This is a genomic window from Streptomyces sp. CNT360 (assembly GCF_000424785.1).
In genome coordinates this window covers 557,395-577,550 of sequence record NZ_AUKO01000004.1, presented here as the reverse complement: position 1 = coordinate 577,550, position 20,156 = coordinate 557,395, and the positions used below count along the sequence as shown (strand labels likewise).

General features: G+C 72.9%; 14 protein-coding genes and 1 pseudogene. 7 read left to right on the top strand and 8 right to left on the bottom strand.

Annotation, left to right across the window (positions count from 1 at the left end):
* Nucleotides 1-37 precede the first annotated feature (37 nt).
* On the top strand, nucleotides 38-1,231 hold the full coding sequence (locus H297_RS0112795) for an acyl-CoA dehydrogenase family protein (RefSeq protein WP_027737375.1): 1,194 nt from the start codon (nucleotides 38-40) through the stop codon (nucleotides 1,229-1,231).
* Between the two features lie 89 nt (nucleotides 1,232-1,320).
* Here the strand turns inward: H297_RS0112795 and H297_RS0112790 are convergent, their stop codons facing one another.
* The gene (locus H297_RS0112790) at nucleotides 1,321-1,788 is read right to left on the bottom strand and encodes a cell division protein SepF (RefSeq protein ID WP_027737374.1); all 468 of its coding nucleotides are present in this window, start codon (nucleotides 1,786-1,788) and stop codon (nucleotides 1,321-1,323) included.
* A 798-nt stretch (nucleotides 1,789-2,586) separates the two neighbouring features.
* Here H297_RS0112790 and H297_RS0112785 point away from each other — a divergent pair.
* Entirely contained in the window at nucleotides 2,587-3,630 is a 1,044-nt protein-coding gene (locus tag H297_RS0112785; RefSeq protein ID WP_027737373.1) for a S1 family peptidase, read from the top strand.
* Between the two features lie 125 nt (nucleotides 3,631-3,755).
* On the opposite strand, the gene H297_RS0112780 is transcribed toward H297_RS0112785, so the two are convergent.
* The gene (locus H297_RS0112780; protein WP_027737372.1) at nucleotides 3,756-4,784 is read right to left on the bottom strand and encodes an aspartate-semialdehyde dehydrogenase; all 1,029 of its coding nucleotides are present in this window, start codon (nucleotides 4,782-4,784) and stop codon (nucleotides 3,756-3,758) included.
* A gap of 218 nt (nucleotides 4,785-5,002) precedes the next feature.
* Entirely contained in the window at nucleotides 5,003-5,656 is a 654-nt protein-coding gene (locus tag H297_RS0112775) for a TetR/AcrR family transcriptional regulator (RefSeq protein WP_037793800.1), read from the bottom strand.
* A 142-nt stretch (nucleotides 5,657-5,798) separates the two neighbouring features.
* Here H297_RS0112775 and H297_RS0112770 point away from each other — a divergent pair, with 142 nt between their 5' ends.
* From H297_RS0112770 to H297_RS0112760, 3 genes are all read left to right on the top strand, one after another.
* Nucleotides 5,799-6,563 (top strand): SDR family oxidoreductase, encoded by a 765-nt coding sequence (locus H297_RS0112770; protein ID WP_027737370.1) that lies wholly within the window; start codon nucleotides 5,799-5,801, stop codon nucleotides 6,561-6,563.
* A gap of 301 nt (nucleotides 6,564-6,864) precedes the next feature.
* On the top strand, nucleotides 6,865-10,371 hold the full coding sequence (locus tag H297_RS0112765) for a DNA polymerase III subunit alpha (protein ID WP_027737369.1): 3,507 nt from the start codon (nucleotides 6,865-6,867) through the stop codon (nucleotides 10,369-10,371).
* A complete protein-coding gene (locus H297_RS0112760) occupies nucleotides 10,368-11,405 on the top strand; it encodes a DinB/UmuC family translesion DNA polymerase (protein ID WP_037793799.1) in 1,038 nt (345 codons plus the stop codon). Before H297_RS0112765 ends, H297_RS0112760 begins: the two co-directional genes overlap by 4 nt.
* A 42-nt stretch (nucleotides 11,406-11,447) precedes the next feature.
* Here H297_RS0112760 and H297_RS0112755 read toward each other — a convergent pair whose 3' ends face one another.
* Nucleotides 11,448-12,035 carry a TetR family transcriptional regulator gene (locus tag H297_RS0112755; protein ID WP_027737367.1) on the bottom strand — a complete coding sequence of 196 codons (588 nt, stop codon included), beginning with the start codon at nucleotides 12,033-12,035 and terminating at the stop codon, nucleotides 11,448-11,450.
* A gap of 95 nt (nucleotides 12,036-12,130) precedes the next feature.
* Between H297_RS0112755 and H297_RS0112750 the strand changes: the two genes are divergently transcribed.
* A complete protein-coding gene (locus H297_RS0112750) occupies nucleotides 12,131-13,228 on the top strand; it encodes an NAD(P)-dependent alcohol dehydrogenase (RefSeq protein WP_027737366.1) in 1,098 nt (365 codons plus the stop codon).
* Between the two features lie 117 nt (nucleotides 13,229-13,345).
* Here the strand turns inward: H297_RS0112750 and H297_RS36065 are convergent, their stop codons facing one another.
* Nucleotides 13,346-15,808, bottom strand: a complete 2,463-nt coding sequence (locus tag H297_RS36065) for a heavy metal translocating P-type ATPase (RefSeq protein WP_078513943.1) — start codon at nucleotides 15,806-15,808, stop codon at nucleotides 13,346-13,348.
* A 540-nt stretch (nucleotides 15,809-16,348) separates the two neighbouring features.
* Here H297_RS36065 and H297_RS0112740 point away from each other — a divergent pair.
* A complete protein-coding gene (locus H297_RS0112740) occupies nucleotides 16,349-17,188 on the top strand; it encodes an alpha/beta fold hydrolase (RefSeq protein WP_078513989.1) in 840 nt (279 codons plus the stop codon).
* Between the two features lie 52 nt (nucleotides 17,189-17,240).
* On the opposite strand, the pseudogene H297_RS36060 reads toward H297_RS0112740, so the two are convergent.
* The 3 genes and pseudogenes from H297_RS36060 to H297_RS0112725 all read right to left on the bottom strand — a co-directional run bounded on the left by H297_RS36060 (nucleotide 17,241) and on the right by H297_RS0112725 (nucleotide 19,964).
* Nucleotides 17,241-17,860: pseudogene (locus tag H297_RS36060) on the bottom strand (pyridoxamine 5'-phosphate oxidase family protein).
* A gap of 180 nt (nucleotides 17,861-18,040) precedes the next feature.
* Nucleotides 18,041-19,045: a lytic polysaccharide monooxygenase gene (locus tag H297_RS0112730; protein WP_027737364.1), complete on the bottom strand. Its 1,005-nt coding sequence runs from the start codon at nucleotides 19,043-19,045 to the stop codon at nucleotides 18,041-18,043.
* A 334-nt stretch (nucleotides 19,046-19,379) separates the two neighbouring features.
* A complete protein-coding gene (locus H297_RS0112725; RefSeq protein WP_027737363.1) occupies nucleotides 19,380-19,964 on the bottom strand; it encodes a DoxX family protein in 585 nt (194 codons plus the stop codon).
* Between the last annotated feature and the right edge of the window lie 192 nt (nucleotides 19,965-20,156).

Below are 20,156 nucleotides of genomic sequence, written 5' to 3'. Positions count from 1 at the left end.
GGTAGCCGTGATCGTTTCAGCCCCCGGAGGCGCAGCCATGAGCACGAGGTCGACGACGCCGGCGTTCGACGCCTCCGACCCGCTGGGCATCGACGACCTGCTCGACGACGAGGAGCGTGCCGTGCGCGACACCGTCCGCTCCTGGGCCGCCGACCGGGTGCTGCCGCATGTCGCCGACTGGTACGAGCGCGGTGAACTGCCCGGCATCCGTGACCTCGCCCGCGAACTGGGCTCCCTCGGCGCACTGGGCATGACCCTGACGGGGTACGGCTGCGCGGGGGCCGGCGCCGTCCAGTACGGGCTGGCCTGCATGGAGTTGGAGGCCGCCGACTCCGGCATCCGCTCCCTCGTCTCCGTCCAGGGCTCCTTGGCCATGTACGCCCTCCACCGGTTCGGCAGCGAGGAGCACAAGCAGCAGTGGCTGCCCTCGATGGCCGCGGGCGAGACCATCGGGTGTTTCGGGCTGACCGAGCCCGACCACGGCTCCGACCCCGCCGGCATGCGGACCTACGCCGAGCGCGACGGCTCGGACTGGGTGCTCACCGGTCGCAAGATGTGGATCACCAACGGCTCGGTGGCGGGGGTCGCCGTGGTGTGGGCCCGCACCGACGACGGCATCCGCGGGTTCGTCGTCCCGACGGACACCCCCGGGTTCTCCGCCCCCGAGATCAAGCACAAGCTCTCCCTGCGGGCCTCGGTCACCAGCGAGCTCGTGCTGGACGAGGTACGGCTGCCTGCCGACGCCGTGCTGCCCGAAGCACACGGGCTGCGCGGGCCGCTGAGCTGCCTGAGCCACGCCCGGTACGGCATCGTGTGGGGCGCCATGGGCGCTGCGCGCGCCTGCTTCGACGCCGCGCTCGCCTACACCCGGGAGCGGGAGCAGTTCGGCAAGCCACTGGCCGGGTTCCAGCTCACCCAGGCCAAGTTGGCGGACATGGCCGTCGAGTTGCACAAGGGGGTGCTGCTCGCCCACCACCTGGGGCGGCGGATGGAAGCCGGGCGGCTGCGGCCGGAGCAGATCAGTTTCGGAAAGCTGAACAACACCCGGGAGGCCATCGAGATCTGCCGGACAGCCCGTACCGCGCTGGGGGCCAACGGGATCTCGCTGGAGTACCCGGTGATGCGGCACAGCACCAACCTGGAGTCGGTGCTGACCTACGAGGGAACCGTCGAGATGCACCAGTTGGTGCTGGGCAAGGCGTTGACCGGGCTCGACGCCTTCCGCGGCTGACCGCCCCGCCCGCCCTGCCCCTCCCTTCCCCGCGGCAGGACCGCCGCCGGGGGAGGGAGGAGAGTGCTTCCTCGGCCGAGGCCGGAGACTCAGCTCTGGTTGAAGAAGCCGCCGGGGTCGCGGCGGTCCTCCTGAGTGACCACGCTGTAGTCGGGCGGGGTCAGCAGGAAGACCCGGTTGGCGACCCGTTCGATGGATCCGCGCAGCCCGAAGGTCAGCCCGGCGGCGAAGTCGACGACGCGCTTGGCGTCGGCCGGGTCCATCGCCGTGAGGTTCACGATGACCGGTACGCCGTCCCGGAAGAGCTCGCCGACGCCCCGGGCGTCGCGGAAGCAGTCCGGGCTGACCGTGGCGATCTTGGTGCCCTGGCCCTGGGCGGTCTCGGCGGTGACCCGGACCCGGGGGTCGGTGACCCACGGTTCACGGGCGGCGTCTCCGGGCACCGGTACCGGCCCCTCGGCCGGGCCGTCGTCCGTACCGTCGGGGTAGTCGTAGTAACGCATCTCGCTGTCGTCGACGAGGCCCAGCCAGGCACTCGCCTTGCGCACCGATCCCATGGACGCCTCCTTTCCTTCGCGCGGTGTCCCACTGTTCTTAGCGCTCCGCTGCGGGTCCGCAACCCCCATGGTCGTCCATGATGCTGATGATGCGCCAAGCGGATACCCATTCTGCCCGGGTTTCGTGACGGTTCTGGTGCAGAACATGTGGCGTGCGATCAGGGATCTTGTGTTAGACGGCAGGTGACGGAGCGCAGGATGATCCGCATTGTCCCGTTCCGGCCGGATGGGTGGCCGTCAGGGACATCCGACTGAGCGACAGCTTCCGCATGCACCTCGGTTGACCCGGCGTCGACCAGGACTGGCTCCTCCCCGCTCCGTCCCGCCTCAAACGGATATCGGCTGCCCCGCTCGGTGCGCATCGGCCGTGCGCGCCGGCCACGCGCGCCGGGACGGGGCCCGCGGGGTCGGCGGGGCGGTATGGAACCGCAGGCGGGAGGGTCTGAGCCGAGCCGAAATCCGGCCGCCCCGGGGGCGATTACCAGCCAGGTCTACGCCTTACAGGGCGAAAACGCGTTGTCGCCCCGGGTGTTCGTCGGGGTGGACTTCCCGGACACGAAGGGACGTTCGGCACCTTGACAGAAGAACCGAACTTCCGGTCGGCTGACGTGATCTGCACCTTGTGCGGGGGAGCACGGCTCGCAATACTCGGCGCCACAAGTTGGCATGGACGCGACTTCTTGTTGGGTAAGAGGTCGTTGTCCGTACATCCTCCTGGGCCGCCCCGACCCTTCGGCGGTCCAACCCCCCACTGGAGGTTTCACGTTGTCACAGCACCGACGCATATCCAAGCGCCGCATGGTCCTGGCCGGTTCGGCGGTCGCCGCTCTCGCCGTCGGGACGCTCACGGCCACCACGGCCAACGCCTCCCAGGGCGCTCCCGCGCTCAAGACCCTCTCCTCGACGTCGGCGGCCAAGCTGGCCACCAAGCTGACCTCGGACATCAAGGGTGACGCGGGCTCCTACTACGACGCCAAGGCCCACAAGCTGGTCGTCAACGTCACCGACGAGGCGGCCAAGGACAAGGTCGAGGCGGCCGGAGCCCAGGCCAAGGTCGTCGAGCACACCATGGCCCAGCTCAACTCCGCGCAGAAGACCCTGACCGGGCAGAACATCGCCGGTACGGCCCGTGCGGTCGACGTGAAGAGCAACAAGGTCGTCGTCACCGCCGACAAGACGGTCAAGGGCGAGAAGCTGGCCAAGCTGAAGAAGGCCGTCAAGGCCCAGGGCGGCAAGGCCGAACTCAAGCAGACCGCGGGCAAGTTCACCACCAAGATCGCCGGTGGCGACGCCATCTGGGGCGACGGCGGCCGCTGCTCGCTCGGCTTCAACGTCACCACCGCGGACGGCGAGCCCGGCTTCCTGACCGCCGGACACTGCACCACCGCGATCTCCTCGTGGTCCGACAGCGAGGGCGGCCAGGAGATCGCCAAGAGCGGCGACGGCAAGTTCCCGGGCAACGACTACGGCATCGCCACCTACACCGGCGACACCGACCACCCGAGCGAGGTCAACCTCTACGACGGTGGCACCCAGGCCATCTCCGGTGCCGGTGAGGCCGAGGTCGGCCAGAAGGTCACCCGCAGCGGCAGCACCACCCAGGTCCACGACGGCACCGTCAAGGCCGTGGACGCCTCCGTCACCTACCCGGAGGGCACCGTCGACGGGCTGATCCAGACCGACGTCTGCGCCGAGCCGGGCGACAGCGGCGGCTCGCTCTTCGCCGGTGACAAGGCGGTGGGCCTCACCTCCGGTGGCAGCGGTGACTGCTCCGCCGGTGGCGAGACCTACTTCCAGCCGGTGCCCGCCGCGCTCGACGCGCTGGGTGCCAAGATCGGCTGACACCACGATCAGGTGATCCCCCCACGACGAAACCCCCCGGACCTGGTCCGGGGGGTTTCGCACGTCGGCGCTCGCCGCGATCGGACAGGGCGTTCCCGGAAGGACGGGACGTCTGCCGGAGGGGGTCAGCCCAGCTCGGCCGCGACCAGCTCGGCGATCTGCACCGCGTTGAGCGCGGCGCCCTTGCGGAGGTTGTCGTTCGCCAGGAAGAGCGCCAGGCCGTTCTCCGCCGTCTCGTCCGTCCGGATGCGGCCCACGTAGCTGGCGTCCCGGCCCGCGGCCTGGAGCGGCGTGGGGATCTCGGACAGCTCCACGCCCGGCGCCCCGGCCAGCAGTCCGGCGGCGCGCTCGGGGCTGATCGGGTGCGCGAAGCGGGCGTTGACCTGGAGCGAGTGGCCGGTGAAGACGGGGACGCGCACGCAGGTGCCGGAGACCTTCAGTTCCGGGATGTCCAGGATCTTGCGGCTCTCGTTGCGGAGCTTCTGCTCCTCGTCCGTCTCGGCCAGGCCGTCCTCGACGATCGAGCCGGCCAGCGGCAGCACGTTGAAGGCGATCGGCCGCTTGAACTTGTCCGGCTCGGGGAAGTCCACCGCCCCGCCGTCGAAGGTCAGCGCGGCGGCGTCGCCCTCCACCGCCTTGCGGGCCTGCCCTTCCAGTTCGGCCACGCCCGCCAGGCCGCTGCCGGAGACCGCCTGGTAGGTGGCGACCACCAGCGCGGTCAGCCCGGCCTCGTCGTGCAGCGGGCGCAGCACCGGCATCGCGGCCATGGTGGTGCAGTTCGGGTTGGCGATGATGCCCTTGGGGCGGTTCCTGGCCGCGTCCGGGTTCACCTCGGAGACGACCAACGGCACCTGGGGGTCCAGCCGCCAGGCCGAGGAGTTGTCGATGACGACCGCCCCCTGGGAGGCGACCTTCTCGGCGAGCGCCTTGGAGGTGGCTCCGCCGGCCGAGAACAGGACGATGTCCAGCCCGGTGTAGTCGGCGGTGGCCGCGTCCTCGACGGTCACCTCGCCGCCCTGCCAGGGCAGCGTCCGGCCCGCGGAACGGGCGGAGGCGAACAGGCGCAGTTCGTCGACCGGGACCTTGCGCTCGGCCAGAATCTCGCGCATCACTGTGCCGACCTGCCCGGTGGCTCCGACAATCCCGACCTTCATGGGGCTCCTTCTGCTGGGCGTGCGGCCCCGGCGCCCGGGTGGCCCCTCGGCTGCGACCGCACTGGCTTGTGTCCGTATCCGGTTCTGTCCGTATCCGGCGTCTCCCTACCCTGCACCGGGCCGGGTACGGGGGCCAGCGCTTTGATTTCGGTCACACGGCCGCGACCTGGGCCTGCCCTCCCGGGAGTCCGCTCCCGGTGGGCGCGTGCGGGGTGCGGCTACGCGCGGGGCGTCCGCACCCCTGCGGTCAGCCCCCGCAGACAGCGTACGGCGAGCGCGGCCGGACCCCGTTCGGAGTCGTCGGGCTCCGCGTCGCCGGCCGCCCAGGTCTCCATCGCGATCCGCATGGCGGTGTTGGCCGCCGCCGCGGTCAGCCGCAGCTCCAGCGGGTCGGTGTCCGCGCGGGCGAGCTGCGTCAGCACCGGCACCAGTGCCTCCTCGGTCTCGGCGTGCACCCGCAGCCACACCGAGTGCAGCGCGGGGTCGCCGCCCGCGGCACGCAGCAGCCCCCGCGTGCCTTCCAGTGCCGACTCGACCCCGGCGTGCGGTCCGCCCGGCGTGAGGGCGCCGCGTACGGCCTGCTCCAGCGCCTCGGCCACCGACAGCTCGGCGGGCGCGGCCGCCAGGTCGGCGAGCCACTGCCTCACCCCGCCGGTCAGCAGCGGGGTGACCGCTTCCTCCTTGGTGCGGAAGTAGCGGTAGAAGGTGCGCAGCGAGACCCCCGCCGCCTGGGCGATGCCCTCCGCGGTGACGCCTGCCGCGCCGTGTGCGGAGAACAGCTCGGCGGCGTGCCGGGCGATCTCCCGTTCGGTCTCGGCCTTGCGGCGCTCGGTGAGGGAGGGGCGAGTGGCGCCGTCGGGGCGGGTGGTCATGGCTTGCAGCGTACGGCAGCGAGGGAGACGTACTGCACGATGCGCCTTTCTGGCACGCCATGCCATCCAGGCGTACCGTGGCAAGGCGAGCGCCGCGCCGAGGGCGGCGCCACAACAGAAGAGCAGCGAAGAAGGAGCAGCCATGAACCGCTTCGACGGCCGCAAGGTCCTCATCACCGGCGCCGGCTCCGGCATCGGTCAGGCCACCGTGGTCCGCGTACTGCAGGAGGGCGGCCGGGTCGTCGCCGGCGACATCTCCGAGAAAGGGCTGGAGAAGACCCGCGCCCTGGCCGCCGAGGCGGACGCGGACGCCCGCCTGACCCTGGTCACCGCCGACATCTCCGACGAGGAGTCCGTACGGCAGCACATCGGTGGTGCCGTCGCGGGGCTGGGCGGGCTGGACGTCCTGGTCAACGCCGCCGGCATCCTCGACTCCCGGCGCACCGAGACCATGACCCTGGAGTTCTGGAACCGGATCATCGGTGTCAACCTCACCGGTACCTTCCTGGTGACCCGGCAGGCGCTGCCCGCGCTGCTGGCCGGCGGCAAGGGCGTCGTGGTCAACTTCAGCTCCACCTCGGCGGGCTTCGCCCACCCCTACATGGCCGCCTACGCGGCGACCAAGGGCGGCATCCAGTCCTTCACCCACGCCATCGCGTGCGAGTTCAGCAAGCAGGGGCTGCGCGCCGTCTGCGTCGCGCCGGGCTCCATCGCCTCCGGCATGACCCGTGACCCGGGCCTTCCCGAGGACACCGACTACAGCCTGCTGGCGAAGCTGTCCCCGGCCCTCGGTGAGGGTTTCGCCGGACCGGAGACCGTCGCCGGTGCCGTCGCCATGCTGGCCAGCGACGACGGCGCCTTCATCACCGGCACCGAGCTGCGCATCGACGGCGGCACCCACATGTGACTACCCGCGGCCCCCGCCCGGACGCACGCGAACCGCTGAGGGCGTGCCGGTGCGCCGCGACGGCCACCTGGTCCCGCCGTCGCATTCCGGCCAGGCGTACGTCCATGTCGCGGGGGCCGCCCCGCGCCTGCGCCGCTCGGGCCGCATCCGTGGCGGGGCCGTCACCTCGCCGATCGACGTCGGCGCGACCGCCGGGTCGGCGGGGAGACCCGTTCGACCCCACTATTCGAATAAAGATTCGATGGCTGGTTTATGGTGGTGGCTCGGACCGAGGGGGTGCTGAAGGCGGGAGGTGCAGACGATGCCGGGCTTCACGCATCTGCATGTGGCCTCCGGCTTCTCCATGCGGTACGGCGCCTCCCACCCGGAAACCCTCGCCGAGCGCGCCGCCGAGCGCGGGATGGCGGCGGTCGCCCTGACCGACCGGGACACCCTCGCGGGGGCCGTCCGCTTCGCGCGGGCGTGCGCCGGGGCCGGGGTGCGCCCGGTGTACGGCGTCGAACTGGCCGTCGCGGAGGCGGCGGAGGAGGCGGGTGCGGGCGGCTGCCCGGAGGGCTCCCGGCGTCGCCGTACGCCCGTCAAGGGCGGCAGCTTCGTCGATGAACCGGCACACCGGGCCGTCTTCCTCGCCCGGGACGGCGCCCACGGCTGGGCCGAGCTGTGCCGCATGGTGACCGAGGCCCACGCCGCTGGGCACGACAAGCCACTGCTGCCCCGCGAGGCCCTCCGCGGTGAGGCCGTGACCGTCCTGCTGGGCGCCGACTCCGACGTGGGCCATGCCCTCGCCGCCGGGCGCCCCGACCGGGCCGCCGCCCTCCTCGCCCGCTGGCGCGAGATCCACGGCGACGCGCTCCGGCTGGCCGTCACCGCCTCGGGCCCCCGGCGCGAGGCCGCGCGGGCGCTGGGTCTGGCCGCGCAGGAAGGCGTCAAACCCGTTCTGACCAACGCCGTGCGCTACGCCGACCCGGCCCCGGCCGACGAGGTGAACGTCGCCGACGTCCTGGACGCGGCCCGCCGGCTCGTCCCCGTGGACCCGGACAAGGGCCTCGACGGCGGCGAGCGCTGGCTGAAAGGGCCCGCGGAGATGGCCGAGGCGGCCGAGCGGATCGCCGAGGCCGCCGGGTACGGGACCGCCACCGCGCACCGTCTCCTCACCCTCACCGAGGAGACCGCACAGGCCTGTCGCGTCGACCCGGAGGCCGACCTGGGGATCGGCCGGGTGCACTTTCCCGAACCCCGCCTGGCCGGTACCGGCGGCCGCACCGCGGTCCGCGCCCTGCGCTCCCGCTGCGCCGCCGGGATGGTCGCCCGCCGCTACGAGAAGGACCCCGCGCGCTGGCGGCGGCTGGACCACGAGCTGGCCGTGATCGAGTCGCTGGGCTACTCCTCGTACTTCCTGACCGTGGCACGCATCGTCGAGGACGCCCGCGAACTGGGTGTCCGGGTCACCGCGCGCGGCTCCGGCGCCGGCTCGTTCGTCAACCACCTGCTGGGTATCGCGCATGCCGACCCCGTCGAGCACGGGCTGCTGATGGAACGGTTCCTCTCCCCGCGCCGGGCCGAGCTGCCCGACATCGACATCGACGTGGAGTCCGCCCGCCGGCTGGAGGTCTACCGCGCCATCTTCGACCGGTTCGGCGAGGAGCGGGTGGCCACCGTCGCCATGCCCGAGACCTACCGGGTGCGGCACGCCATCCGGGACGTGGGGGCGGCCCTGGCCATGGACCCGGCCGAGGTGGACCGGATCGCCAAGGCGTTCCCGCACATCAGGGCCAGGGACGCCCGCGCCGCCCTGGCCGAGCTGCCGGAGCTCGGCGCGCTGGCACGGGAGGACCACGGCGACCACTTCTGGGACCTGGTCGAGGCGCTGGACGGGCTGCCCCGCGGTGTGGCCATGCACCCGTGCGGGGTGCTGCTCTCGGACGCGTCGCTGCGGGCCCGTACGCCCGTGGTGCCCACCAGCAGCGAGATCCCGCACCGCGACGCGGACGAGGGGAGCTCACCCCTGCCGATGGCGCAGTTCGACAAGGACGACGTGGAGGACCTCGGGCTGCTCAAGCTGGACGTGCTGGGGGTGCGGCTCCAGTCGGCGATGGCGCACGCGGTGGCCGAGGTCGCCCGCGCGGCGGGGGAGTGGATCGACCTGGACGCGCTCCCGGAGGGCGACAGCGCCACCTACGAGCTGATCCGCGCCTCCGACACGCTGGGCTGCTTCCAGATCGAGTCGCCCGGCCAGCGCGACCTGATCGGGCGGCTCCAGCCGGAGACCTTCCACGACCTGGTCGTGGACATCTCCCTCTTCCGCCCGGGCCCCGTCGGTGCCGACATGGTCCACCCCTTCATCGAGGCCCGGCACGGGCGCCGCCGCATCGACCACCCGCACTCCGCACTGGCCGGACCGCTGGCCGAGACGTACGGGGTGGCGATCTTCCACGAGCAGATCATCCGCGTCCTGGCCCGGATGACCGGCTGCGACCGCGGGCGCGCCGACGAGGTGCGCCGCGTCCTCAAGGACGACGAGCAGCGGCCCGCCGCGAAGCTCTGGTTCACCCGCGCCGCCACCCGCCGGGGGATCGCACCCGAGGTGATCGCGCACGCCTGGACGATCGTGGAGTCCTTCGGCTCGTACGGCTTCTGCAAGGCGCACGCGGTGGCGTTCGCCGTACCGACCTACCAGTCGGCCTGGCTGAAGGCGCACCGGCCCGCCGCCTTCTACGCCGGGCTCCTGGAGCACGACCCGGGCATGTACCCCAAGCGGCTGCTGCTGGCGGACGCGCGGCGCCGCGGGGTGCCGGTGCTGCCGCTGGACGTGAACCGCTCCTCGGTCTCCTACCGAATCGAACTGGAGTCTGAATCTGGGCGGTGGGGGCTGCGCCTCGCCCTCGCCGAGGTGCAGGGCATCAGCGAGGCCGACGCCGCCCGCATCGAAGCCGGAGCGCCCTACGACTCCCTCGCCGACTTCTGGCGCCGCGCCCGCCCCTCCCGTCCCGTGGCCGAACGCCTCGCCCAAGTCGGTGCGCTGGATGCCTTCGCGCCCGGCGGCAACCGCCGCGACCTGCTGCTCCACCTCGCCGAACTGCACCGCGCCCAGCGCGCCGTCGGGGCGCGCGAGGGTCAGCTCGCGCTGGGGGAGGCCCCGCACGGAACCGAACGGGGGACGGGCCCGCGCCAGGCCGCCCCCGTCCACCTGCCAGACCTGGACAGCGGCGAGCGCCTCGGCGCCGAACTCGACGTCCTCGGCATGGACACCTCCCGCCACCTGATGGCCGACCACCTCGCCTTCCTGCGCGAACTGGGCGCCCACTCGGCCCGCACCCTGCGCTCGGCGCGGCACGGCGAGACCGTCCTGATCGCCGGCGCCAAGGCCGCCACCCAGACCCCACCGCTCGCCTCCGGCAAACGCGTCATCTTCACCACCCTCGACGACGGCACCGGCCTCTCGGACCTCGCCTTCTTCGAGGACTCGCACGCCGCCTGCGCCCACACCGTCTTCCACTCCTGGCTGCTGCTGGTACGCGGCACGGTCCAGCGGCGCGGCCCGCGCAGCCTCAGCGTCGTCGGCACCGCGGCCTGGGACCTGGCCGAACTGGTCGAGCTGCGCCGCGAAGGCGGCCTGGAGGCGGTCACCGCCCAACTCGCCGAGCCGGCCCGGGACGCCCCGGGGCCCGCCGAACCGGGCCGTACCCTCCAGGTCGCCCCCGGCTACGAGATGCACCCCTGGGCCGACCTCCGCCCGGCCGGCGAGACGGCGGGCTCGCCCAAGGCGCTGCGCAAGATGTGGCACTCCAGCCCGGGGAGCGCGGGATGACGACCGACCGCACAGCCCGCACGGCACCGGGCGCCCCGCGCGAACCGCACGTCCTCTACGTCCACTTCGCCGACGTGGCGGGCGCCGCTGCCTCCCCCGAGCGGTACGAGGCGCTCCTTGCCCTGCTCGCCGACATCACCCCCCTCGTCCAGGCACTCCCGCCCGACGCCGCGCTCGCCGACGTACGGGGCGCCCTGCGCTACTTCGGCCGGAACGCCACCGAACTGGCCCAGCTCGTCAGGCTGCGGGCGCTCGCCCTGCACGGCACCGACTGCACCGTCGGAGTCGCCACCACGACGCTGCTCGCCAGGATGGCCGCGCAGGCAGGGGAGCGGGGACAGATCCGCCAGGTGCGCCCGGAGGAAGCCGCCGGCTTCCTCGACCGCAGGCCGGTCGCCGCCCTGCCCGGGGTCGGCCCCGCCACCGCCCGCACCCTGTGCGCCTACGGGCTCGACAGCGTCGGACGGCTCGCCGCCGCACCACCCGCCACCCTCCAGCGCATCCTCGGTGCCGCACAGGGACGGCAGGTGCACGAGAGGGCGCGGGGCATCGACCCCACGCCCGTCACCCCCACCTCCCCCGCCCGCTCGGCAAGCGCGGAGCACCGCTTCGCGCGCGACGAACTGGACGCCGCACGCCGCCGCGGCGCGCTGCTCACCCTCGCCGACGAGCTGGGCTTCCGGCTGCGCACCGAGGAGCAGGTGGCGCGGGCGCTGACACTCACCGTCCGGTACGCCGACCGCTCGGCCACCACCCGCACCCGCGCCCTGGCCGAACCCACCGCCCACACCCCGGCCCTGGCCGCCGCGGCCTACGCCCTGCACGACGCGCTCGGCCTGCAACGCGCCCGCGTCCGCGGTGTCACCCTGCGCGCCGAGGAGCTGACCGCCGCCGAACTCGCCTCCCGGCAGCTCTCCTTCGACGTACGGGACGACAAGGCGCGCCGCGCCGAGGCGGCTGCCGACCGCGCCCGCCGCCGCTTCGGCCTGTCCGCCGCCCGCCCGGCGGGCTCCTCCCCGCCGCGCGCCGCCTAGGTGAAGCGCAGTCTGCGGCCGAGGCGCGGGGGCACGCTTCCGTCAGTCGGCGGCGACAGCACGCCGGACGCTTTCGCGGAGCAGGGTGCGGCGCTGTTCGTGGACGTCGGAGGCTTCCTGCTCGGTCGCCGCGTAGACGTTGCTGACCGGCGACCAGGCCATGGACATGGCGATGACCATGGCCATCACGTCGAACGGCTTTCCCCGGCGGACTTGGCCGGCGGCTTGAGCTTCGGCGATGGCCCGCAGCTTGTGGTCGTCGTGGCGGTCGTGGTCCTCCACGAGGTGCCCCGCCGACCGGCGCTCCAGACGGGCCCAGGTGGCCAGCCTGATGAGGTCGGGGCGGCGGAGGTACTCGTCGTAGAGGCGTACGGCCCATCCCGCGAGGTCGGCGGCGTCGATCGGGACGACGTTCGTGATCCGTTCCAACGAGCCGGAGAAGATCGCGTCGAAGAGCTTCTCCTTGTTGCCGAAGTAGGCGTAGAGCTGGGCCTTGTTGGTGCGCGCGGTGGCCACGATCCGCTCGATGCGCGCCCCGGCGATGCCGTGCTCGGCGAACTCCCGGGTCGCCGCATCGAGAATGCGCTGGTAGGTCGCGGCTCCGCGCGAGCTCAGGGGCTGTTCCGCCATCCCTCGACCGTAGCAGACAGAACAGTTGGTTTGCCTATTGCGCCGGCAGTGTCTACGCTGCGACAGACCGAACAGTCTGTTTATGGAGGTGCGCTGTGCGGACAACGACCGGATGGCAGGTGAACGGTTCGACGGCGACGCTGCGGCGCACCCGACTGGACCGCCGCGACCTGCGCCCCGACGACATCGCGGTACGGATCGACTACTGCGGCGTCTGCCACACCGACCTGCACGCTGTCTGCGGACACGACGGTGCGGCGGGTCCTCCCCTGGTGCCGGGACACGAGTTCACGGGCGTGGTGACCGCAACAGGGCCCGACGCCACCCGCTTCGCCGTCGGCGACCGCGTCGCAGTGGGCAACATCGTCGACGCGTGCGGCGAGTGCCCCATGTGCCGGGCCGGTCAGGACAACTTCTGTCACGCATTCCCGACCCTGACCTACGGCGGCACCGACCGGCAGGACGGATCGACCACTCTGGGCGGATACTCCCGGGAGTACGTCCTGCGTGACCGGTTCGCCTACCCGCTCCCTCCCGGCCTGGACCCGGCCGCCGCCGCTCCGCTGCTCTGTGCGGGGGTCACCGTCTGGGAACCGCTGCACGCTCTGGGGGTCGGTCCCGGCAGTCGCGTCGGCGTGGCGGGGCTGGGCGGCCTGGGGCATCTCGCGGTCAGGATGGCTGTGGCGCTCGGCGCCACGACGTCGGTCATCAGCCGTTCGCCCGACAAGGCCGACGACGCACGGGAGCTCGGGGCCCACGAGCTCATCGTGTCCACGGACCCGGAACAGATGGCCCGGGCCCGGGACCGGTTCGACGTGGTCATCGACACCGTCTCCGCGCCGCACGACCTCGGCCCGTATCTGCGACTGGTCGCTATGGACGGCACCCTCAGCCACCTCGGCCACCTCGGACCGGTCACCGTCGAGACCATGGACCTGCTCGTGGGGCGCAAGAGACTCAGCTCGGCGGGCAGCGGCGGCCGTCCCGCGACCGCCGCCATGCTGGACTTCTGCGCCGAGAAGGGCATCGCCGCCACGATCGAGCTCCTTCCCTCGGCGCGGGTGAACGAGGCCCTCGACCGTCTCCGGCGCAACGACGTCCGCTACCGCTTCGTGCTCGACATGTCCGACCTCGAACAGACCGTGCCCGGCCTCGGGCAGGCAGAGGCAGAGCCGCGTCCGACGCACCCGTGACCCTGCTCGGCCGTCGAACCGTGGCCGCCCGGCGGCGGGCCCGAACGGCGGGACGGCGTGGACGGTGCGGGCGTCGTCGAGGTCCGGAGGCCCCGGCCGGAGACCGGGGCCGCTCCCTCAGTCCATGGCGCGGAAACCCCGCAGGCGCAGGCTGTTGCCCACCACGAACACCGACGAGAAGGCCATCGCCGCACCGGCGATCATGGGGTTCAGCAGGCCCGCCGCGGCCAGCGGCAGCGCCGCCACGTTGTAGGCGAAGGCCCAGAAGAGGTTGGACCGGATGGTGCCCAGCGTGCGGCGGGAGAGCCGGATGGCGTCGGCCGCGGCACGCAGGTCGCCCCGCACCAGGGTGAGGTCGCCCGCCTCGATGGCCGCGTCGGTGCCGGTACCCATCGCCAGGCCCAGGTCGGCCTGGGCGAGCGCCGCCGCGTCGTTGACGCCGTCGCCCACCATGGCGACCGAACGGCCCTCACCCTGGAGCCGCTCGACGACGCTCACCTTGTCCTCGGGCATGACCTCCGCGACGACGTCCTCGGCGGCGATGCCGACCTCGGCGGCCACCGACTCGGCGACGGCGCGGTTGTCACCGGTCAGCAGCACCGGACGCAGCCCCAGTCCGCGCAGCCGCCGGACGGCCTCCGCGCTGGTGGGCTTGACCGCGTCGGCCACCTCCAGGACGGCGCGGACCGCACCGTCCCAGGCCACCGCGACGGCGGTGCGTCCGGCCCGCTCGGCCTCCTCCTTCGCGGCCGCCAGGGCGGCGGGCAGTTCCGGTGCCTCCTCCCGGGAACCGTCGGCCGGCTCCGGCCGGCCCGAGGGCGCCCCTGTGGCCAGCAACTGCGCCCGTCCCACGAGAACCGCACGGCCCTCGACGACGCCCCGTACACCGAGCCCCGGAACGTTGGTGAAGTCCTCGGGCACCGGGAGGGTGCCGAGCTCCGCCTCCGCGCCCTGGGCGACGGCGCGGGCGAGGGGGTGCTCGGAGGCGTTCTCCAGTGCGCCCGCGAGCCGCAGGACCTCCCTCGCCGTGGTGCCTTCGGCCACGTGCACCGCCAGCAGCGTCATCTCGCCGGTGGTGACGGTGCCGGTCTTGTCGAGGACGACGGTGTCGGCGCGGCGGGTGGTCTCCAGCACCTCGGGCCCCTTGATCAGAATGCCGAGCTGCGCGCCGCGTCCCGTACCGACCATCAGCGCGGTCGGGGTGGCGAGGCCGAGGGCGCACGGGCAGGCGATGATCAGTACGGCGACGGCGGCGGTGAAGGCCGCGGCCGGTCCGGCGCCGCTCACCAGCCAGCCGACGAGCGTGGCCAGGGCGAGCACCAGGACGACGGGGACGAAGACGGCGGAGATGCGGTCGGCGAGCCGCTGGGCCGCGGCCTTCCCGTTCTGCGCGTCCTCCACCAGCCTGGCCATCCGGGCCAGTTGGGTGTCGGCGCCGACGCGGGTGGCCTCGACGACGAGGCGGCCGCCCGCGTTGAGGGTGGCTCCGGTGACGGCGTCGCCGGTGCCGACCTCGACGGGCACGGACTCGCCGGTGAGCATCGAGGCGTCCACCGCGGAGCTGCCCTCGACCACGGTGCCGTCGGTGGCGATCTTCTCGCCGGGCCGGACGACGAACCGGTCGCCGACGGCCAGTTCGCCGGTGCCGACGCGCACCTCGCGCCCGTCCCGCAGGACGGTGACCTCCTTGGCGCCCAGCTCCAGGAGGGTGCGCAGCGCGGCACCGGCCTTCCGCTTGGAGCGGGCCTCGAAGTACCGCCCGGCGAGGATGAAGGCGGTGACCCCGGCGGCGGCCTCCAGATAGATGTTGCCGGAGCCGTCGCCGTGCCCGACCGCCAGCTCGAAGGGGTGCGTCATGCCCGGCTCGCCCGCCGTCCCGAAGAACAGCGCCCACAGCGACCAGAGCGTCGCCGCCGACGTGCCGACCGAGATCAGCGTGTCCATGGTGGCCGCGCCGTGCCGGAGGTTGACCCAGGCGGCGCGGTGGAAGGGCCAGGCGCCCCAGACGACGACGGGTGCGGCGAGGGCGAGGGAGAGCCACTGCCAGTAGGTGAACTGGAGGGCGGGCACCATCGCCATGGCGATCACCGGTACGGCGAGGACCACCGAACCGATCAGCCGGCGGCGCAGCGGCCGTAGTTCGTCGTCGTCGGCGCCTCCGCCTCCGCCGGGCGTGCCGGTGCTGTCGCCTTCGCCGCGCGCGTCGCCCGGGCGGCCGACTGCCGTACGACCGACTGCCGCGCGGTCGGCAGCCGTGCCGGCGGGAGCCGGATGCACGGGGGCCGGGTGGGCGGACTTCGGCTCGGCCGCCGTGTAGCCGGTGGCCTGGACGGTGGCGATCAGATCCGCGACCTCGACGCCCTCGCCGAAGCTGACCTTGGCCTTCTCCGTGGCGTAGTTGACGCTCGCGCTGACGCCGTCCATGCGGTTGAGCTTCTTCTCGACCCGCGCGGCGCAGGAGGCGCAGGTCATCCCGCCGATCGTCAGTTCGACGTCGGTGGGAGGCGCTGCGGGCCCCGTGGGCTCGGCGTGCCCCGCGGCTGCGGCGCCTGCGGCGCCTGCGTGGCGGGTGGTGGTCATCGCTCCTCCTCGGCGTTCCGGCCCTCGCGGTCGCCCCCGGCGGCGCCGGCGGCCGTGCCGTTCCTCCCGGGCGCCTCGTGGAGGGCGGGCGCAGGATGCGTCGCGGAAACCCGGTCGGCCTGCGGCTCGTGGCGGTTTCCCCCTGGCGTGCAGCAGATACGTGGGGCGACATGGGGGGCGATACGGGGGGCGGGGGTGTCCGGCATGCTTCCTCCACGTCGCAGTGTCGCGCGCCCTACTCTGCCATACCCGTTGGGGGTATCGGTAACGCTCCACTCCTGTATACCCCCGCGGGGTATGGATCGCAAGTGAGGCGGAGGGGGGCGGGAGCGGGGGAGGGGTGCGTGGGTGGAGCGGCACACGGAATTCGTCCTGTCCGACTACTGGTCAGTCTCGTTACCCGCGCGTAAGTTACCTGCGGTTCAACAGCTCCGCTCCCCCCATCCCTCACAGCACGAGGAGCCGGACATGAAGCGCACCCAGCGGCACACCAGGCGGCAGCCGTCGCCCTCCCTGGCACGGTTCACCCGCCGCACCCTGATGACCGCCGTGGCCACAGCCGTCGCAGTGGTGGCCCTCCCCCTCACCGCGACAGCGGCCGCACCGCAGACCGCCGGCGACACGGCCCGCGACAGCGGCTGGAACGACTGGTCCTGCAAGCCGTCCGCGGAACACCCCCGCCCCGTCGTCCTCGTCCACGGCACCTTCGGCAACTCCGTGGACAACTGGCTGGGGCTGGCCCCCTACCTGGTCGGGCGCGGCTACTGCGTCTTCTCCCTCGACTACGGGGAACTGCCGGGCAAGCCGGTCCTCCACGGGCTCGGGCCCATCGAGGACTCCGCCGAGCAGCTGTCCGCCTACGTCGACAAGGTCCTCGCCGCCACCGGCACCGGCAAGGTCGACCTCGTCGGCCACTCGCAGGGCGGCATGATGCCCCGCCAGTACCTCAAGTCCGGCGGCGGCGCCGACAAGGTGAACGCCCTGATCGGCATCGCCCCCAGCAATCACGGCACCACGCTGAGCGGGCTGGCGAAGCTGGCCGACCAGTACCCGCCGGTCGGCGACGTGGTCGACGAGATCGGCCCGGCCCTGCTCCAGCAGAAGGAGGGCTCCGACTTCCTCAAGCAGCTCAACGAGGGCGGCGACACGGTGCCCGGCGTCAAGTACACCGTGATCGCCAGCAAGTACGACGAGGTCGTCACGCCCTACCGGACGCAGTTCCTGGACGGCCCCGACGTGCACAACGTGACCGTCCAGGACCTGTGCCCGCTCGACGTCTCCGAACACCTGGCCATCGGGCTCACCGACCGGGTGGCCTGGCACGAGGCGGCGAACGCGCTCGATCCCGCTCACGCCACCCCGACGACGTGCCTGTCATGACGCCCGGCGGGCCGCACCGCAGCGCGCACCCGGGCCCTCCGGGCAGCGGGCCTCAGCCCTCCGTGCGGATCTTCTCGGCGTACGAGGGGCCGTAGTACTCCTCCAGGAAGTCCAGGGAGTCGTCGGGACGGTCGAGGGCCTTGGCCAGCCGGGCGCGGTGGGGCACCGCGTCCGGCTGCCAGGTCTCCGGATCCCAGGTCCGCGAGCGCAGGAACGCCTTGGCGCAGTGGTGGAACACCTCGTCGATCTGCACCACCAGCGCCAGCTTCGGGCGGTTGCCGCGGGCCACCATGCGGTCGAAGAACGCGCCTCGCGCACGATCCGCGCCCGGCCGTTGATGCGCAGGGTGTCACCGCGTCCCGGCAGGAAGAAGAGGAGGCCGAGGTGCGGGTTGGTCAGCAGGTTGCGCAGCCCGTCGATGCGTTTGTTGCCCGGACGGTCGGGGAGCGCGAGCGTACGGTCGTCCAGTACCAGGGCGAAGCCCGGCGGGTCCCCCTTGGGGGAGACGTCGCAGCTCCCGTCCGCCGCCGAGGTGGCGACCAGGCAGAACGGCGAATGAGCGAGCCAGTCGCGGTCGAGCTGGTGCAGCGCGGTGCGGACCTTCTTCCGGGTGTGCGCGGCCGGCTCCCCCACCAGAGCGCGCAGTTCCTCCTCGCTGGTGACCTCGACCATGGGTTCCGATGCCGTCATGGGCGCTCCGCTCCGTCGCTCCGGAACACCGAGGGTACGACCGCGACCGGGCAACACGCGCGCAGTTTCGTCGGGTGACGGACCCGCGCGGCCTCCCCCGGTGACGGAAGGGGAGGCTGCGCGGTCGTGCCGTACGGCGGACAGCCGCGCCGAACCAGCCGGTCAGCCGCGGGCCCTGGCGGCGCGGCGGCGGGCGGTGGCGAACAGGACCCCGGCTCCGGCCGCCACGACGGCGGCGCCTCCGATGGCCAGCGGGGCGGTGTGCTCGTCGCCGCCGGTCTCGGCGAGGTCCGCCTTCCGGGCGCCCCCGTCGGGTGCGGGCGCGTTGCCGTGCGCGGCGCTCCCGTTCCCGGCGGTCTCCTGATGCGCGGCGCCACCGTGGGCGCCGTGGTCCCCGGTGGGGTGCTTCTGCTCACTGCCGTCACCACCGTGACCGCTGTGGTCCACGGTCGACTTGTCCATGCCGGCCCGGATCTGCTGGTCGTCCGGCGTCGCGGGAGCGTCCTTCGACGCGGTGGAAGCCTGGGACGCCTCGCCGCCGAACGTCACGTCCGAGCAGGTGTAGAAGGCCTCGGGGCTGTCGGAGCGCTGCCAGACGCTGTAGATCAGGTGCCGGCCCGACCGCTTGGGCACGGTGGCGTCGAGGACGTAACTGCCGTTCTCCAGCTTCGGGTTCGTGACCTTCGCGAACGGCTCGGACTCCAGGTCGGACCACTTCAGCGGCTCGGCGGGGTCGTAGCCGTCCTTGGTGATGTACAGCGCGAAGGTGCCCTTGTGGGGGGCTGTCGCCTTGTACTCGAAGGTGTGTTTTCCGGCCGTCATCGCCGTGGCCGGCCAGTCGGCGCGTGCCAGGTCCAGGCCCTTGTACTTCGCGCGTCCTGCGCTGCACAGCTTTCCGTCGGGGATGATCTGGCGGTGCTTGCCCGCGGCGTCGGGGATGTTGACCTCGTTCCAGTCGTAGAACGCCTGCGGCCCGCCGGCCGCGACGGCTGCCTTGCACGCTGCCGACTCGGGGCTCTCCGGGCCCTCGGCGAAGCAGGTCGAGACCCGGCTGACGGGATCGGCCATGGACCCGTGCGCGGCGGCGGGGCCCGCCGAGACCATGGTGAGGACCAGCGGGGCGCATCCCACTGCGGCGATTCCTGCTGCCTTGCGGCGAACGGTCATGATGAGTGGCTCCTTGCGGGGCGGGGGTACCGGGGGCGTCCCGGACGCACGGCGACGTCCGGGACAGGTCCCGGACGCACGGGGGACGTACGGGGAGTCGTCCGGGGACGTGGTGGCCGGAGCGGGCCCGCCGCCTGCCGCCTCCCCTGCGGAGGAGCGGACCCGCCCCGGCGACCAGCACGTTAGCCACCGCAGTGGCGCCCGAGCGGGGTTCACCGGCCTTTCCCGCGATCTTTAGTCCTCACTTAAGGAACCGCTAAGCGCCCCGTCAGACAGCGCCCTCGGGTCCCCGTTCCGCGCCGGCCCGGCCGAACCAGGCGTCCATGGCGTCCGGTCAGGAGCGGGTGAGGAGTACGGCACCGGCCGTGACAAGGGCCAGCAGTACAGCCGCGACGCCGTGGCTGAGGCGGTGGTCCCGCAGGACGGGGAGCAGCCGGTCGGCGGCGTAGCGTCCCGGGCCGGCCAGGGCGAGCGTGGCCGCGCCCGCCCCCAGCACCACCGCGTACTCCACGCCCTCGGGGGCGAAGAAACCGTCGCTCCAGGTGACGGCAATGGCGTTGAGCATGGTGCCGAGTACGGCGGCACCCGCGAGCGGGGTGCACAGCCCGAGGGCGAGGCCGAGACCGCCGAAACCTTCGGTGACCCCTGCGACCAGGGCCATCGTGCGGCCCGCCGGATAGCCGACCGAGCTGAAGAACTGTCCTGTGGCGTCGAGCCCGTTGCCGTCGAACCAGCCGAAGAGTTTCTGACTGCCGTGCGCGGCTGTCGCCAGACCGAGCACCAGCCGCAGGACCAGCAGTCCCGCGTCGTACCCGGACCGCGCAGCGGCGGAGGGGTGCTGCGCGGCGGAGGCGCCCGCGGCGGACGGGGCGGGGGAGAAGGGCGGGGGATCGTCGAGCGTGCCGTGGGGGGTGGGCATGGGAGCGACTCCCTACGTCGGTTCCTGTGTCGTTTCGGACCGCGCGGTGAGACAGGTACGGGGTGCAGGCAGGCACGCGTACAGGAGGCGTACGCGCACAGGCGCTGCCGAGGCTCGAGCCGTTCTCGACCGTAGCCATTGGTCTGGACCTGCACAACGGTCCGCGTGCGATCTGTCACACACGGAACCGAA